The sequence below is a fragment of the Undibacterium sp. Ren11W genome, assembly GCF_049340485.1.
GTDB lineage: Bacteria > Pseudomonadota > Gammaproteobacteria > Burkholderiales > Burkholderiaceae_D > Undibacterium.
Window position 1 is genome coordinate 375,519 of the sequence record NZ_JBMPPB010000001.1, and the last position, 12,337, is coordinate 387,855.

A 12,337-nucleotide genomic window follows, 5' to 3' on the forward strand; every position below is an offset into this window, starting at 1 on the left:
AGACGCCTTAGCGTCTTTTTTATTGGGTGCAAAAACAGTTATTACTGGATTTTTGCTTTTTTCATCAGTGCTTGCTGATAGGTTTGCAGTTTTTGTTGTTGCAAGCCTTCAGTAATTTGTTGTTTCACTTCTTCCTGTGTAGGGAATTTTGCGGTTCTTACGTCATCTAATTTGATGATGTGAAAGCCAAATTCTGTCTTTACAGGTGTTTCAGTGAATTGACCTTTTTGCAGCGCAACCAAAGCGTCTGCAAATGGTTTTGTGTAAGTTGCTGGTGACGCCCAATCGAGATCTCCACCTTTAGATGCAGATCCAGTATCTTTGGATTGTTTCGCCAACTCATCAAACTTTGCGCCGCCTTTTAGTTTAGAGATGATGGCTTTTGCATCGTCTTCTTTTTCAACTAAAATATGATAAGCGTGATATTCCTTGTCGCCAGCTTGCGCTTTTGCTTTATTGTATTCAGCCGTAATGTCTGCATCAGAGATAGGGTTTTTTGCTACATATTCACGCATCAGAGCTTGAATAAGAATTTGCTGACGCGCTACTTCTAGCTGAGTCTTTACTTCTGAATTGGCAGCAACACCGGTTTTTTCGGCTTCTTGCAGCAATACTTCCATACCTATCAGACGATCTTTGATCTGAGCACGCAATTGAGGCGTGTCTTGTTGACCTTGTGCCTTAGCTTGTTTGAGTATCAGTTCCACCTTACTGGATGGAATTGCCTTGCCATTGACCATGGCTAAGTTCTGCGCCATGGCAGGGATTGCGGTTGCGAGAAGTACTACCAGCAAATGAGCAGGTTTAAAAGTCATTATCTGTTCCTAAAATAACAAAGTAAGTAAAAACAAAATGGTTAGGTCGGCATCTCTGAAGGCGCCAGCGCAACGATTACAAGTGCATGAATTTCTGAGTGCATCATATCGCCAACGGCATCATACACTAGTCGATGTCGGGAAATACGATTTAAGCCTTCAAATTTTTCCGAAACTATTCTTAAGCTAAAGTGCCCGGCGCCTGAAGCTGCTCCAGCATGTCCAGCATGCGCAGCAGAGTCATCGTTAAGTAGACAGCTTACCGGCTTAAAAGTTTCAACAAGGCGGGTCTGAATACGATCAAGGCGCGCACTCATGTCGGTTCCTCGATATATTTTGAAAGGAAAATGCTTTGCAATACGATAAATGCAGGCAAAGTAGCGATCGAATAGAGTTTGTAACTGACCCAGGTACTGGTAGGGAAGTTAAATGCAACATACAGATTCACCAGAGCCATGACCACGAAGTAAAGTACCCACATTAGACTTAGTTTAGCCCAGATAGTATCAGGCATACTAATTTGAGATCCCATGGCGGCTTTTAAGAGGTTTTTCTTGAAAATAAACTGACCAATTAAAAAGGAAGTTGCATAGCAAATATAAATGACCGTAGGCTTCCATTTGATGAAGGTTTCGCTATGGAAGTAAATGGTTGCACTGCCAAAGGCGGCGATAATGAAGAATGAAATCCATAGCATCGCGTCGACTTTTTTCTTTTTGAGTAAAAGGAAAGAAATCTGCGCAATTGATGCAACGATCGTTACGGCCGTGGCCAGCAATATCGGAGATTGTTCGGCACTTGGGGATCCTCCAGATACAAAATTTGAGAGGAATTGAGTCGCCAGTTGTTGCGCTATTTCGCTATGATTTTCGCCCCATTTATACGTAAGGAAAAATAAAATAACGGGAAATACGTCAAACAAAAATTTCATAATGTTTCTTTTGGTTCAAATTTTAAGGATGCAGAATTAATGCAATAACGGATGCCAGTTGGCGGTGGACCATCAGGAAAACTGTGGCCTAAATGAGCGTCACAGATATTACACAAAATCTCGGTGCGCGTCATATTATGCGAACGGTCTATTTTTTCTAAGACGTTGTCAGGATTGATGGCGCGGAAATAGCTGGGCCAGCCACATCCAGAGTCAAATTTTGTATCGGATTCAAACAACGGTGTATTACAGCACACGCAAGTATAGGTACCGACTTCGTGGTGATCGCAGAATTTCCCGGAAAACGGCGCTTCGGTCGCCGCGTGTCGGGTCACTTCATACTCTATAGGCGAAAGGATGTTGCGCCATTCTGCATCAGATTTTTCAAGTTTTTTCATAAATTTATCATTTCAGAATTGCAATGGATTATGCCAGCTTTGTGGGAGTGCACATCTAAATAAGACACCACATTCTTTGACCTGAAAGATTCAGGTTGGAAGGTCGGAATAGGCATATCTGAGGAAAATCAGCGCTTTGATTGTGCCGCTATTTTGCCAGAATCAGGGAAACTCTGTCGGGATACTCAATTGCTCATTTAAACAAGATGTTTAAATGAGCAATTGAGTGATGCATAGGTATAGGTCTATGCGGTAAGACGCTCGGTTACCCGGCATCCATCAAGCAGGAATGATAAGCTAATGACTAAGACTAATTCGCCTTCAGCTGAGCGGGCAGTGCCAGTAATGCCCGGCGTTGTAAGGCAGGTGAGCGGTTTGATTACCAAGTCAGCAGTGCCATCCACTGCGTCTACTGAAAGTATGTAGGGGTTAGGAGCCGCGATGACGATACCTACGCGCTCAGTACTCTTTTCATACCCAAGTACCCGGCCTAAAGAACGCACTGGTAAAGGCCGTCCTAAATCACGCAGTACCGGATGGCCACCAACGCTTTCAAAGGTTTCTGGTAACTCAACAACACGTTGTACGGTAGACATAGGCAGCGCAAGCGAGGCACCATCGGTGCGTACCAGCATGGTCGGGATAATTGACAGTTCAATAGGTAAGCGAATTAGGAAGGTAGTGCCAGATCCCAATTTAGAGGAAATTCGTATTCCACCACGATGCCTTTCGACCGCCGTTTTTACCACATCCATACCGACTCCGCGCCCTGAGACGCTAGAGGCTACTTCCTTGGTTGAGAAACCCGGTAGAAAAACTAGTTGAAAAGCCTCATCATCGGATTGCGCTTCATGGATGCTGATTAAGCCTTTAGCGACCGCTTTGTCGCGCAATCGACTTGCATCCATGCCCTTGCCATCGTCACTTACTTCTATCATGACGCTGCTTGCTTCCTGCCAGGCCTTCAAAGAAATCGTAGCGCGCAACGATTTATTGCTCTGCGCACGTTCCTCGGATGTTTCTATCCCATGATCAAGCGCGTTACGCAGCATGTGGACTAGCGGATCGTAAAGGCTGTCAACGACGACTCGATCAACTTCGGTCTCAGCACCAGAGATGTTGAGGTCCACGTCCTTACCCAGATCTTTTGCTAATTCGCGTATCAATCTTGGGAATTTCTGAAATAGACGTCCGACTGGCTGCATGCGCGTAGCAAGCGTCGCTCTTTGCAGTTCTGTGGAGTACCTGGATGCACGGGTCAGCGTTTCTGTGAGTGCCGACATCAGTGGAGCAGCTTCACCGTCAAATTTGAACTGCAAGAGTTTTTCTAATAAAACAGCGGCCTGATTTGCTGCCTGCACTGATTCCCCAGCTACTTCGAGTAAAACATCGAGTTTTATAGCATCAATTCGTATGCTTTCTTCTTTAACAGGAGCGTTTTGTTTTACTTCATTGCTAGCGAGTGAAGTTTTGACTGCCTCATGTTCATCCTTGCGCGTAGGTGCCGAGGCTTGCTGCTCGGGAAGTGTTCCTTCAGGAACCACGGCGCGATAATAAGCTTCCCAATTAATCTCATCGCTTCCAGTTTGCGCTGGCAATGAAGTGTTCGTCGGAATCGCTACCTCGGGCGCTTTATTGGCTGGAGCTGCTGGTTTCTTGCTACTTGTTTTGCCTTCAATGGCATCATTAAGCAGTTGCTCCAACGCTTTCGGCATCGTTGACAGCTGACTTGGATCCGTACCGTTTGATAGTGCGGTCAGTTGATCTGCAACAAAGCCACTTGCTTCTAGCGCGGCTTCAATTGCGATCGGTGTTACTGGTGACTGCCCCGTTCTAAGTGCGTCAAACAAGTTTTCAGTTAAGTGGCAAGCTGAAACCATTGCTGTAAGGTTCATGAAACCTGCTCCACCCTTGATGGTGTGGAAAGATCTGAACACGGCATTTAGTGTGTTCATATCTCCTGGATTACGTTCCAGTGAGAGCAGGTGTTCTTCTACGTTTATCGCCAAGTCAAGTGCCTCAACGACAAATTCTTTGAGCATATCTTCCATTAGAAGCCCAGACTATCAAGTAGGTTGTCTACATCGTCCTGCTCTAGCGCAGCATTGGGAACCGACGGCCCTTCCATCAACTCAATTGCTTTTTCTTTTAATTCTAAAGGTGCATTGTCTAATAAGATCTGGAACAACTCGCGTTCTACAGCAGAAGTAATCGCTAATACTTTTTTAATTAGTTGGCCGGTCAAATCTTGAAAGTCCTGCGCCATCATTATTTCAAGTAAGCGTGCTTTTTCAGCGTCTGTAGACTCAATCACGGTACTCGTGAAGGTTTTAGAATCGGTCGCTAGCAATTTAAAGTCAGCGACGCTCATATTTCCGGCAAACAGGCTATCCCAGCGGCTATTGATATCTTTGGCATTTTTTGCTAAGACATCTTGTTCCGGCATTCCGAGATCGGTGGCATTTAGTACCGTGTTCGCTGCTTTTTCTGTCAGCGTTGCAACGTATTCTAAGCGTCCCTGCGCATCGGAAATTTGCGATGCGACATCCGATAAGGAACGATCGTAGCCAAGTTCGCGCATTGACTCGTGCATCATTCTAACTAGCCCACCCAAGCGATCAAACATGGGCTTCGCAGATTGATCTTCTGTGCTGTGAAACAAGGGTTTGCTTGAAGTTAGATCTTCACTGACACTAGTATCAGTTTGTGCTGGAGCCGGAGCTGCCGTTGGTGTTTCAACACGTTGATTCGCCATTTCTTCAAATAACGCATCTAGATCATCTGCTGAATCGGTCATAGTCCGTTAACCTCCGTAATCAATGTGTTTGTATTTGGAACTCATCAAGACAGGCTTTGATGGTTGAAAATGTAATTATGATTAAGTAATAATCTGTCAGCATCAAACAAATTTCGCTCAATCCTCTCAGCTTATTTGTTTCTAATATTTCTTTTTATCATACTACAGGACTTGAATGTTACAAGCATAACGCTCAGCAATAAATTTTGTCACTCATTATCTAGTTTAGAAATTTAATTTCGCTTAATACAAAACATAACTTAATTTGGAGTAAGTGTCGAAAGAAATTTTTCAGGCGTTAGTATTGAGTAGGATGCCAATATTTGAATTTTTCTAGCTAATTTTAAAAGTGCTTTGTCTTTGGTTATCAGTACTTTTGCATTCGTGTCACGAGCAATCTCCAAAAATTTTTGATCGTCTTTATCGCTGCAACGTGGCAAAAGTACAGATTTTTCAGGTGGTGCCACAACCTGAATGAACTTATCGAACATGTCAATAATATTTTTTTTATGTTCGGTTTTAATCGGCAGGTGTGGATATTCCAATACAGCTAGCCACTCGTTATGGCAGTCAGCTCGTGTTACAGCTTTTATATTGCCGTTTTTTAGCCCCTCTAGTAACGGTACCCAACGTGGGTCGTTAAATACAAAGAGATCAAGACAAACGTTTGTGTCAATTACAACTAATGTTGGTGTCATTATTTTTTATGAGTGCGATTTAAGGTTCTATCAGCTAACGAGGTAAAATCGCTGGCCATATAAAAAATAAAAATCATTGTTTTAACTTAAGAGTTCAATAAAAAATACCATGCTTATTGTTTTATCTCCAGCGAAAAGTCTCAATTTTGAAACTATCCGACAGAATAAAAAAAACACCATCCCTCAATTTTTGGATGATGCTTCCGAATTAATTCATGTGGCAAAAAATCTAACGCCGATTCAACTTCAATCGATGATGGCGGTTTCTCCCTCACTTGCGCAGTTAAATGTAGATAGATTTTCTAGTTGGGAGCGAGAGCATAGTAGCCTCAATTCGAAGCAGGCAGTATATGCTTTTAATGGCGATGTGTATGAGGGCTTGGACATTACTAGCCTAAAAAGTAAAGCGCTCGATTATTTACAAGATCACCTAAATATTTTATCAGGGCTTTATGGAGTGCTGAGGCCATTTGATTTGATGCAGGCATACAGATTGGAAATGGGTAGTCGATTGGAAAATCAACGGGGTAGGAACTTGTATGCTTTTTGGGGCGCAAAAGTAACGAATAACCTTAATGAAAAATTTAAGAAGCAAAAGAATAAAATTCTAATTAATTTGGCTTCCGAGGAATATTTTAAGGTAGTTAAGCCGGCCTTGTTAGAGGCCGCAACCATCACACCAATTTTCCGAGATTATAAAAACGGGAAGTATAAAATCATCTCTTTTTACGCAAAGAGAGCTCGCGGGATGATGGCGCGTTATTGCGCGCAGCAAGGCATTTCGCAGGCGGAGGACTTAATGGGTTTTGACTCAGAAGGCTATGCTTATTGTCAGGAGGAGTCGGACTCCCACCGATGGGTTTTTCAGCGAAGATTAGCTGATTAAATTGTTTTAATAGCAGTGTATCTGTTGGAGCATTGTCGACCGCTTGATCTTACTAAATTAGCAGCAAGAACAGCAACGAGATAGTCAAGTCTATCTCGTTGCTGTACCACTTTACATTACCAGAATCGCCACCAAGTGCTTTTGACACGGGCTTTTCCGCTCAAAAAGCTACTCTCTGGAAAGTTTTTCGCGAGTACCCGATTAGCATCATCACGTAAGTCGACCATTCCCATCGCATCATAGGATTTGACCAAAATAAACAATGCTTCTTCAACAGCAGGCGCGTCTGGATATTCTTTTACAGCGGATTGAGCTCGGTTTGCAGCAGCAAGGTAACCAGCTCGACGCAGGTAATATTTGGCAACATGGACATCATATTGCGCCAATGCATTCACTAGATACTTCATTCGTAAGATTGCATCAGGTGTGTAAATGCTATCAGGGAATTGAATAGCTAGTTGTTTAAATGCATCAAAAGAATCGCGTGATGCCTTGGGATCGCGTTCGGTGATATCTTGATTTGAGATGAAATTTAGAAATCCGACCTGATCATTAAAACTAATCATGCCTCGTAAATAATACATGTAATCAACGTTTGCATGATTTGGGTGCAGCTTGATAAAACGTTCAACCGCTGCCAGGGCTAGCGCTTGATCGCCTTGCTTATAGTGCGCGTAGGCGATTTCCATCTGCGCTTGTTGAGCATAAGGGCCAAACGGAAAGCGAGATTCTAGTCTTTCAAAGTACTGTACCGCTTTTTCGTAAGCACCATTACTTAGTTCTTCCTTTGCTTCAGCGTATAATTTTGCAGCTGACCATGTTTTGCTCTCATCAACTTTATCACCAAAGGCGCCGCAACCTGAAAGCGCCAAGGCGAAGATGAGACCCAACAATTTTATAGATTTAATTTGCATATTTTTTTGCGTGTGCATGAGAACAATTTACGGATTATAGCCGATGGCAAATAATGTGATACCAACTGAAGCAATCATTTTGTCAAACTCTGAGTTTGATAACACTAATACTGGACCAGATGAAGTCGATGATGTATTTCCTCAAGCTGAGGCAATCGAGTTAAAAATGCGTTCTGACGTATGCGGCGAACGCTTGGACAAGGTGTTATCTAAACTAGTTCCGCAATACTCAAGAAGTCGCATACAACAATGGATAGAGGCAGGATTTGTTACCGTCGACGGCCAGCCTGCGCGAATTAAGTTAACGTTGTTAGGTGATGAATTTATCGTGATACATCCCCAGTCCGCACCGGATGAGCGGGCCTATATTGCAGAGGAACTTCCTTTGGATATTGTGTATGAAGACGATTCCATCTTAGTGATCAATAAACCAGCAGGCCTCGTGGTACATCCGGGAGCCGGCAACTGGTCGGGGACTTTGCTGAATGGCTTGCTCTTTTATCGGCCACAATTGGCAAACGTACCTCGCGCTGGAATAGTGCATCGCTTGGACAAAGATACCTCAGGTCTTATGGTGGTTGCTAAAACCCTCGTGGCGCAAACGGAGTTAGTACGCCAATTGCACGCCCGCACTGTAAAACGTGAATATGCTGCGTTAGTATGGGGAACACCAAATCAGTCGGGAACCGTAGATGCGGCGATGGCGCGCCATAATCGTGATCGCTTAAAGATGGCGGTGTCTGAAAGCCTTATTGCGAAGCCTGCGATCACCCACTATCAACGTTTAGCTGCGGGTCTGCTGGAGCGTTATCCTGTGAGCTTGATCGCCTGCCAGTTAGAGACCGGACGCACCCATCAAATACGTGTTCACATGCAATCGCTGAAATTCCCCTTGGTTGGCGATACGCTTTACGGTAAGCAGCATTTGGCGCGATTTTTTCCTCGTCAAGCTTTGCAAGCGCGGCGTTTAGGTTTAATCCATCCTGAAACTGGTGAACACATTGAATGGGAAGTTCCTCTTGCCGTTGACTTCGTGGCGTTGTTGCAGCAAGCGGGCATTACTCTGCCATGAGAAATACGCCAGTCAGGGATATCGCGCAAGCAGATTTTTCTGTGATTTCTCCTGATTGGAGTTGCTTCCCCCAAAACGTGCACGCATTTACTACAATGCGAAAAGCTGGCGCTAGTGCATTTCCATATGACGATGGCTATGCGCGTGGCGGTTTTAATTTGGGTGCGCATGTAGGCGATGATTTGGATGTGGTGCGGCGCAATCAAGATGCGCTCAATCAATATTTGCCCTCAAATATAATATTCTTGTCACAAAAGCATGGTACTGTTGTATGTGACGCTGCTTTGGCTGTGAATGGATGTGAGGCCGATGCCTGTTTTACCAATCAAGGAGCCATTGCTTGTGCCATTTTGACCGCAGATTGTCTGCCCGTATTGTTTAGTGATACGCGGGGAACTGTTGTTGCGGCGGCGCACGCTGGTTGGCGGGGGTTAGCGTCCGGAATATTGCAAAACACGGTAAAAGAAATGCGTGAAGCGGGTGCTGAGGAAATTGTTGCCTGGTTGGGACCCGCAATCGGCCCTGCTCAGTTTGAGGTTGGACAAGATGTGTACGATGCATTTTCTAAAATACTTGAGCACACCGGGAACTATTTTGTTAATCAACTGGTGGGCGGGCGGGCTAGCGGCAAATATTTGGCTGATATTTATGGGTTAGCAAAAAGCGTATTGTCGTCGGTAGGCGTGAATAGTGTTCATGGCGGGGAACACTGCACCGTAAGCGCGCCAGAGAATTTTTATTCTTACCGACGAGATGGTGTAACAGGACGAATGGCAAGTGTAATTTGGATGGACTAAGCTTAATTAGACGTATTCGCATTGGTTTCTGCTTGTTTCGTTTCTTCAGTCTCCTGGGTGGCTAAATTTTGATGAGTTTGCATAGACTTGGAGGGATTTTTTTTAAATGCGCTGCGTAGTAGATATAAAAATAATGACAACGGCAACACACAATAAAATATAAACGTCATAATTCCAGCGACGATAGACGGTTCGGTCGCCGACATTAAAAGTACAACGTAAATCCAGGCAATTGCGATAATATAAATAAACATAAATCCTAGAACTTAAATTGTTAAGCAAAACCAATTCGCAACGATACGCGAAAAATAGGAGGCCCGCATGAAGACTTATGATCCTCAAGCTATGTACTCCGAATGGACGTCACAGCTTTCAAATCAGAATAATTGGCAAGAGTGGATGATGCCAGCTAAGGCATTTCTTGAAATGCCTATGCGAACTATGCTAAAGGACCTTGGCGCAGAATTGGATCCTGCCATCTTGAGTAAATTGCAGAGTGATTATTTGCAAGAATTTGGTGGATTGTGGAAAAACTTCCTTAGTTCCAGCCCTCCCGTATTTGACGATAAACGATTCTCGTCGCCAGATTGGCATAGCCAGTCTACGCATTCGTATACGGTTTCTTCCTATTTGCTGAATGCGCGCTTTTTGATGTCTATGGCCGATGCGGTCGATGCACCTGAAAAAATAAGGCAGAAAGTTCGTTTTGCGGTTCAGCAAATGATAGACGCAATGTCGCCTGCAAATTTTTTGGTGAGCAATCCTGAAGCGCAGGCAAAATTAATTGAAAGTAAAGGCGAGAGTCTGGTCAAAGGCATCTCTCAAATGTTGTCAGATATGCAAAAAGGACGCATTTCACAAACCGATGAGAGTGCTTTTCATATAGGCCAAAACGTTGCTACGACAGCCGGCACTGTGGTTTTTGAAAATAAGTTATTTCAACTGATTCAGTATTCTCCACTGACAGCTAGCGTGCATCAGCGTCCACTGCTGATGGTGCCGCCTTGCATTAACAAATTTTACATCCTTGATTTGCAGCCTGAAAACTCAGTGGTACGCTACGCTATTGAGCAAGGGCATACTGTATTTTTAGTCTCTTGGGCGAATCCTGACGATACAATGTCTGATGTGACATGGAGTGATTACATCGAAGACGGCGCAATCAAGGCCATCCATGTGGTGCAAGAAATTACGAAACAAGAAAAAATCAATACCTTCGGTTTTTGCGTTGGCGGCACGATTATTTCTACCGCACTGGCAATCCTCGGTACTCGTGGCGAAAATCCAGCCAGTAGTCTCACCTTACTAACAACTTTGCTGGACTTTTCCGATACAGGAATATTGGATGTCTTTATTGATGAAGAGCAAGTTGCCAAGCGCGAGAGTAGCATAGGTGCTGGCGGCCTACTTCCGGGGCGTGACCTTGCAAGTACTTTTTCTAGTTTGCGTGCAAATGATCTTGTTTGGAATTACGTCCAGAAGAATTATTTGAAGGGTGAGGCACCGCCTCCTTTTGATTTACTGTATTGGAATGCAGATAGCACGAATTTACCTGGCCCTATGTTTTGCTGGTATTTACGTAATGCTTATCTGGAAAATAGCCTGAAAATTCCAAATAAACTCACCGTTGCGGGTGAAATGCTGGACCTTGGTAAAGTTGATGCGCCAGTTTTTATTTATGGTTCTAGAGAGGATCATATTGTTCCCTGGCAAGCGGCATTTGCGTCCTGTGCTTTACTTAACCCTAAACGAAAAAAACGCAATCGGTTTATTCTTGGTGCCTCTGGCCATATTGCAGGAGTGGTTAATCCACCTGTTAAGAAAAAAAGAAGTTATTGGTTGAATCCGGATATTGGTTCTGATCCGCAAAAATGGATGAATGGTGCGACCGAATATCCTGGTAGTTGGTGGCCAGAATGGGCTAGTTTTTTGGCAGAACATGCTGGGAAATTGATTAAAGCACCTTCTAAAGCTGGTAATGTTAACTACAAACAAATTGAGGCGGCACCAGGGCGGTATGTCGCTGTTAGAGCTGAGTAATACCGCATAATGCGGAGCAGTGCAAAGTAAGTCGGGACGTCAGTAAGTAAATGTGGATAAATCAAATACAAAACTTGGAGAGTACGAATGTCGAAACGAATTGCATATGTAACCGGTGGTATGGGTGGAATCGGAACGCCAATTTGCAAGCGGCTGTGTAAAGATGGCTATACAGTTGTTGCCGGTTGCGGGCCAAATTCACCGCGTAAGGATAAATGGCTGGCTGATATGCGTGCAGAAGGCTATGAAGTTTTTGCGTCAGAAGGTAATGTCTCAGATTGGGAGTCTACCAGAGCCGCTTTTGAAAAGGTGAGAGCTGAAATCGGCGAAATTGATGTGTTGATTAATAATGCGGGCATTACGCGCGATGGTCAGTTCCGTAAAATGAGTAAAGACGATTGGGATGCTGTAATGGATACCAATTTGAATTCCTTATTCAATGTGACAAAGCAAGTTATCGAAGGGATGGTAGAACGAGGCTGGGGTCGTATCATTAATATTTCTTCTGTTAATGGTCAAAAAGGTCAGTTCGGTCAGACCAATTATTCCACGGCAAAAGCGGGAATACATGGGTTTTCAATGTCTCTGGCGCAAGAGGTGGCGACCAAGGGGGTTACTGTTAACACTGTTTCGCCGGGCTATGTAGGTACTGATATGGTAAAAGCGATCCGGCCTGACGTCTTGGAAAAAATCGTTGCTGGTATTCCTGTCAAGCGACTTGCTGAGCCAAATGAAATTGCTTCTATCGTGGCATGGATTGCTTCTGACGAAGGCGGTTATGCGACAGGTTCTGATTTTTCTATTAATGGCGGTTTGCATATGGGCTAATGAAAGCTTTTTTGCTTTCTTAACTCAGATTAGTAATCTTTTGCAACAATATTGCAGTGCACATGTCGCAGTGCGGTAGAATACTACCCATCGAAAGTTTATTTTTTCGATGGGTATTTTTTTATAATAATAGAATAAAAATAAGTAGTATTTGGGGACAA

The 12,337-nt window shown here is 43.9% G+C and carries 14 protein-coding genes; 5 read left to right on the top strand and 9 right to left on the bottom strand.

Annotation, left to right across the window (positions count from 1 at the left end):
• Positions 1-41 precede the first annotated feature (41 nt).
• From ACO0K8_RS01730 to ACO0K8_RS01760, 7 genes are all read right to left on the bottom strand, one after another.
• A complete protein-coding gene (locus ACO0K8_RS01730; protein ID WP_422944892.1) occupies positions 42-815 on the bottom strand; it encodes a peptidylprolyl isomerase in 774 nt (257 codons plus the stop codon).
• A gap of 41 nt (positions 816-856) precedes the next feature.
• A complete protein-coding gene (locus tag ACO0K8_RS01735; protein WP_422944893.1) occupies positions 857-1,132 on the bottom strand; it encodes a BolA family protein in 276 nt (91 codons plus the stop codon).
• The gene (locus ACO0K8_RS01740; RefSeq protein ID WP_422944894.1) at positions 1,129-1,746 is read right to left on the bottom strand and encodes a septation protein A; all 618 of its coding nucleotides are present in this window, start codon (positions 1,744-1,746) and stop codon (positions 1,129-1,131) included. Before ACO0K8_RS01740 ends, ACO0K8_RS01735 begins: the two co-directional genes overlap by 4 nt.
• Positions 1,743-2,144: a peptide-methionine (R)-S-oxide reductase MsrB gene (gene msrB / locus ACO0K8_RS01745; protein WP_422944895.1), complete on the bottom strand. Its 402-nt coding sequence runs from the start codon at positions 2,142-2,144 to the stop codon at positions 1,743-1,745. The genes ACO0K8_RS01740 and msrB overlap by 4 nt, the downstream gene beginning before the upstream one ends.
• Before the next feature lie 245 nt (positions 2,145-2,389).
• Positions 2,390-4,195: a chemotaxis protein CheA gene (locus tag ACO0K8_RS01750; protein ID WP_422944896.1), complete on the bottom strand. Its 1,806-nt coding sequence runs from the start codon at positions 4,193-4,195 to the stop codon at positions 2,390-2,392.
• Positions 4,195-4,941, bottom strand: a complete 747-nt coding sequence (locus ACO0K8_RS01755; RefSeq protein ID WP_422944897.1) for a protein phosphatase CheZ — start codon at positions 4,939-4,941, stop codon at positions 4,195-4,197. Before ACO0K8_RS01755 ends, ACO0K8_RS01750 begins: the two co-directional genes overlap by 1 nt.
• Positions 4,942-5,201: 260 nt before the next feature.
• On the bottom strand, positions 5,202-5,639 hold the full coding sequence (locus tag ACO0K8_RS01760) for a putative toxin-antitoxin system toxin component, PIN family (protein ID WP_422944898.1): 438 nt from the start codon (positions 5,637-5,639) through the stop codon (positions 5,202-5,204).
• A 109-nt stretch (positions 5,640-5,748) separates the two neighbouring features.
• Between ACO0K8_RS01760 and yaaA the strand changes: the two genes are divergently transcribed.
• Positions 5,749-6,525, top strand: coding sequence for a peroxide stress protein YaaA (gene yaaA / locus ACO0K8_RS01765; RefSeq protein WP_422944899.1), 777 nt, complete (start codon positions 5,749-5,751; stop codon positions 6,523-6,525).
• A 116-nt stretch (positions 6,526-6,641) separates the two neighbouring features.
• Here the strand turns inward: yaaA and ACO0K8_RS01770 are convergent, their stop codons facing one another.
• Positions 6,642-7,457, bottom strand: coding sequence for an outer membrane protein assembly factor BamD (locus tag ACO0K8_RS01770; RefSeq protein ID WP_422944900.1), 816 nt, complete (start codon positions 7,455-7,457; stop codon positions 6,642-6,644).
• Positions 7,458-7,482: 25 nt separating this feature from the next.
• Between ACO0K8_RS01770 and ACO0K8_RS01775 the strand changes: the two genes are divergently transcribed.
• Entirely contained in the window at positions 7,483-8,511 is a 1,029-nt protein-coding gene (locus tag ACO0K8_RS01775; RefSeq protein ID WP_422944901.1) for an RluA family pseudouridine synthase, read from the top strand.
• Positions 8,508-9,308 (top strand): peptidoglycan editing factor PgeF, encoded by an 801-nt coding sequence (gene pgeF / locus ACO0K8_RS01780; RefSeq protein WP_422944902.1) that lies wholly within the window; start codon positions 8,508-8,510, stop codon positions 9,306-9,308. Before ACO0K8_RS01775 ends, pgeF begins: the two co-directional genes overlap by 4 nt.
• 2 nt (positions 9,309-9,310) lie before the next feature.
• On the opposite strand, the gene ACO0K8_RS01785 is transcribed toward pgeF, so the two are convergent.
• Positions 9,311-9,556 carry a hypothetical protein gene (locus ACO0K8_RS01785; protein WP_422945838.1) on the bottom strand — a complete coding sequence of 82 codons (246 nt, stop codon included), beginning with the start codon at positions 9,554-9,556 and terminating at the stop codon, positions 9,311-9,313.
• A 73-nt stretch (positions 9,557-9,629) separates the two neighbouring features.
• Between ACO0K8_RS01785 and phaC the strand changes: the two genes are divergently transcribed.
• Together phaC and ACO0K8_RS01795 are read left to right on the top strand one after the other, a co-directional pair.
• On the top strand, positions 9,630-11,348 hold the full coding sequence (gene phaC, locus ACO0K8_RS01790) for a class I poly(R)-hydroxyalkanoic acid synthase (protein WP_422944903.1): 1,719 nt from the start codon (positions 9,630-9,632) through the stop codon (positions 11,346-11,348).
• A gap of 87 nt (positions 11,349-11,435) precedes the next feature.
• Positions 11,436-12,176 carry a 3-ketoacyl-ACP reductase gene (locus ACO0K8_RS01795; RefSeq protein WP_422944904.1) on the top strand — a complete coding sequence of 247 codons (741 nt, stop codon included), beginning with the start codon at positions 11,436-11,438 and terminating at the stop codon, positions 12,174-12,176.
• The last annotated feature ends 161 nt before the right edge of the window (positions 12,177-12,337 follow it).

Coding starts and splice junctions, on each gene's coding strand:
- ACO0K8_RS01730 (WP_422944892.1), bottom strand. CDS start 815: ATGACTTTTAAACCTGCTCATTTGCTGGTAGTACTTCTCGCAACCGCA.
- ACO0K8_RS01735 (WP_422944893.1), bottom strand. CDS start 1,132: ATGAGTGCGCGCCTTGATCGTATTCAGACCCGCCTTGTTGAAACTTTT.
- ACO0K8_RS01740 (WP_422944894.1), bottom strand. CDS start 1,746: ATGAAATTTTTGTTTGACGTATTTCCCGTTATTTTATTTTTCCTTACG.
- msrB (WP_422944895.1), bottom strand. CDS start 2,144: ATGAAAAAACTTGAAAAATCTGATGCAGAATGGCGCAACATCCTTTCG.
- ACO0K8_RS01750 (WP_422944896.1), bottom strand. CDS start 4,195: ATGGAAGATATGCTCAAAGAATTTGTCGTTGAGGCACTTGACTTGGCG.
- ACO0K8_RS01755 (WP_422944897.1), bottom strand. CDS start 4,941: ATGACCGATTCAGCAGATGATCTAGATGCGTTATTTGAAGAAATGGCG.
- ACO0K8_RS01760 (WP_422944898.1), bottom strand. CDS start 5,639: ATGACACCAACATTAGTTGTAATTGACACAAACGTTTGTCTTGATCTC.
- yaaA (WP_422944899.1), top strand. CDS start 5,749: ATGCTTATTGTTTTATCTCCAGCGAAAAGTCTCAATTTTGAAACTATC.
- ACO0K8_RS01770 (WP_422944900.1), bottom strand. CDS start 7,457: ATGCACACGCAAAAAAATATGCAAATTAAATCTATAAAATTGTTGGGT.
- ACO0K8_RS01775 (WP_422944901.1), top strand. CDS start 7,483: ATGGCAAATAATGTGATACCAACTGAAGCAATCATTTTGTCAAACTCT.
- pgeF (WP_422944902.1), top strand. CDS start 8,508: ATGAGAAATACGCCAGTCAGGGATATCGCGCAAGCAGATTTTTCTGTG.
- phaC (WP_422944903.1), top strand. CDS start 9,630: ATGAAGACTTATGATCCTCAAGCTATGTACTCCGAATGGACGTCACAG.
- ACO0K8_RS01795 (WP_422944904.1), top strand. CDS start 11,436: ATGTCGAAACGAATTGCATATGTAACCGGTGGTATGGGTGGAATCGGA.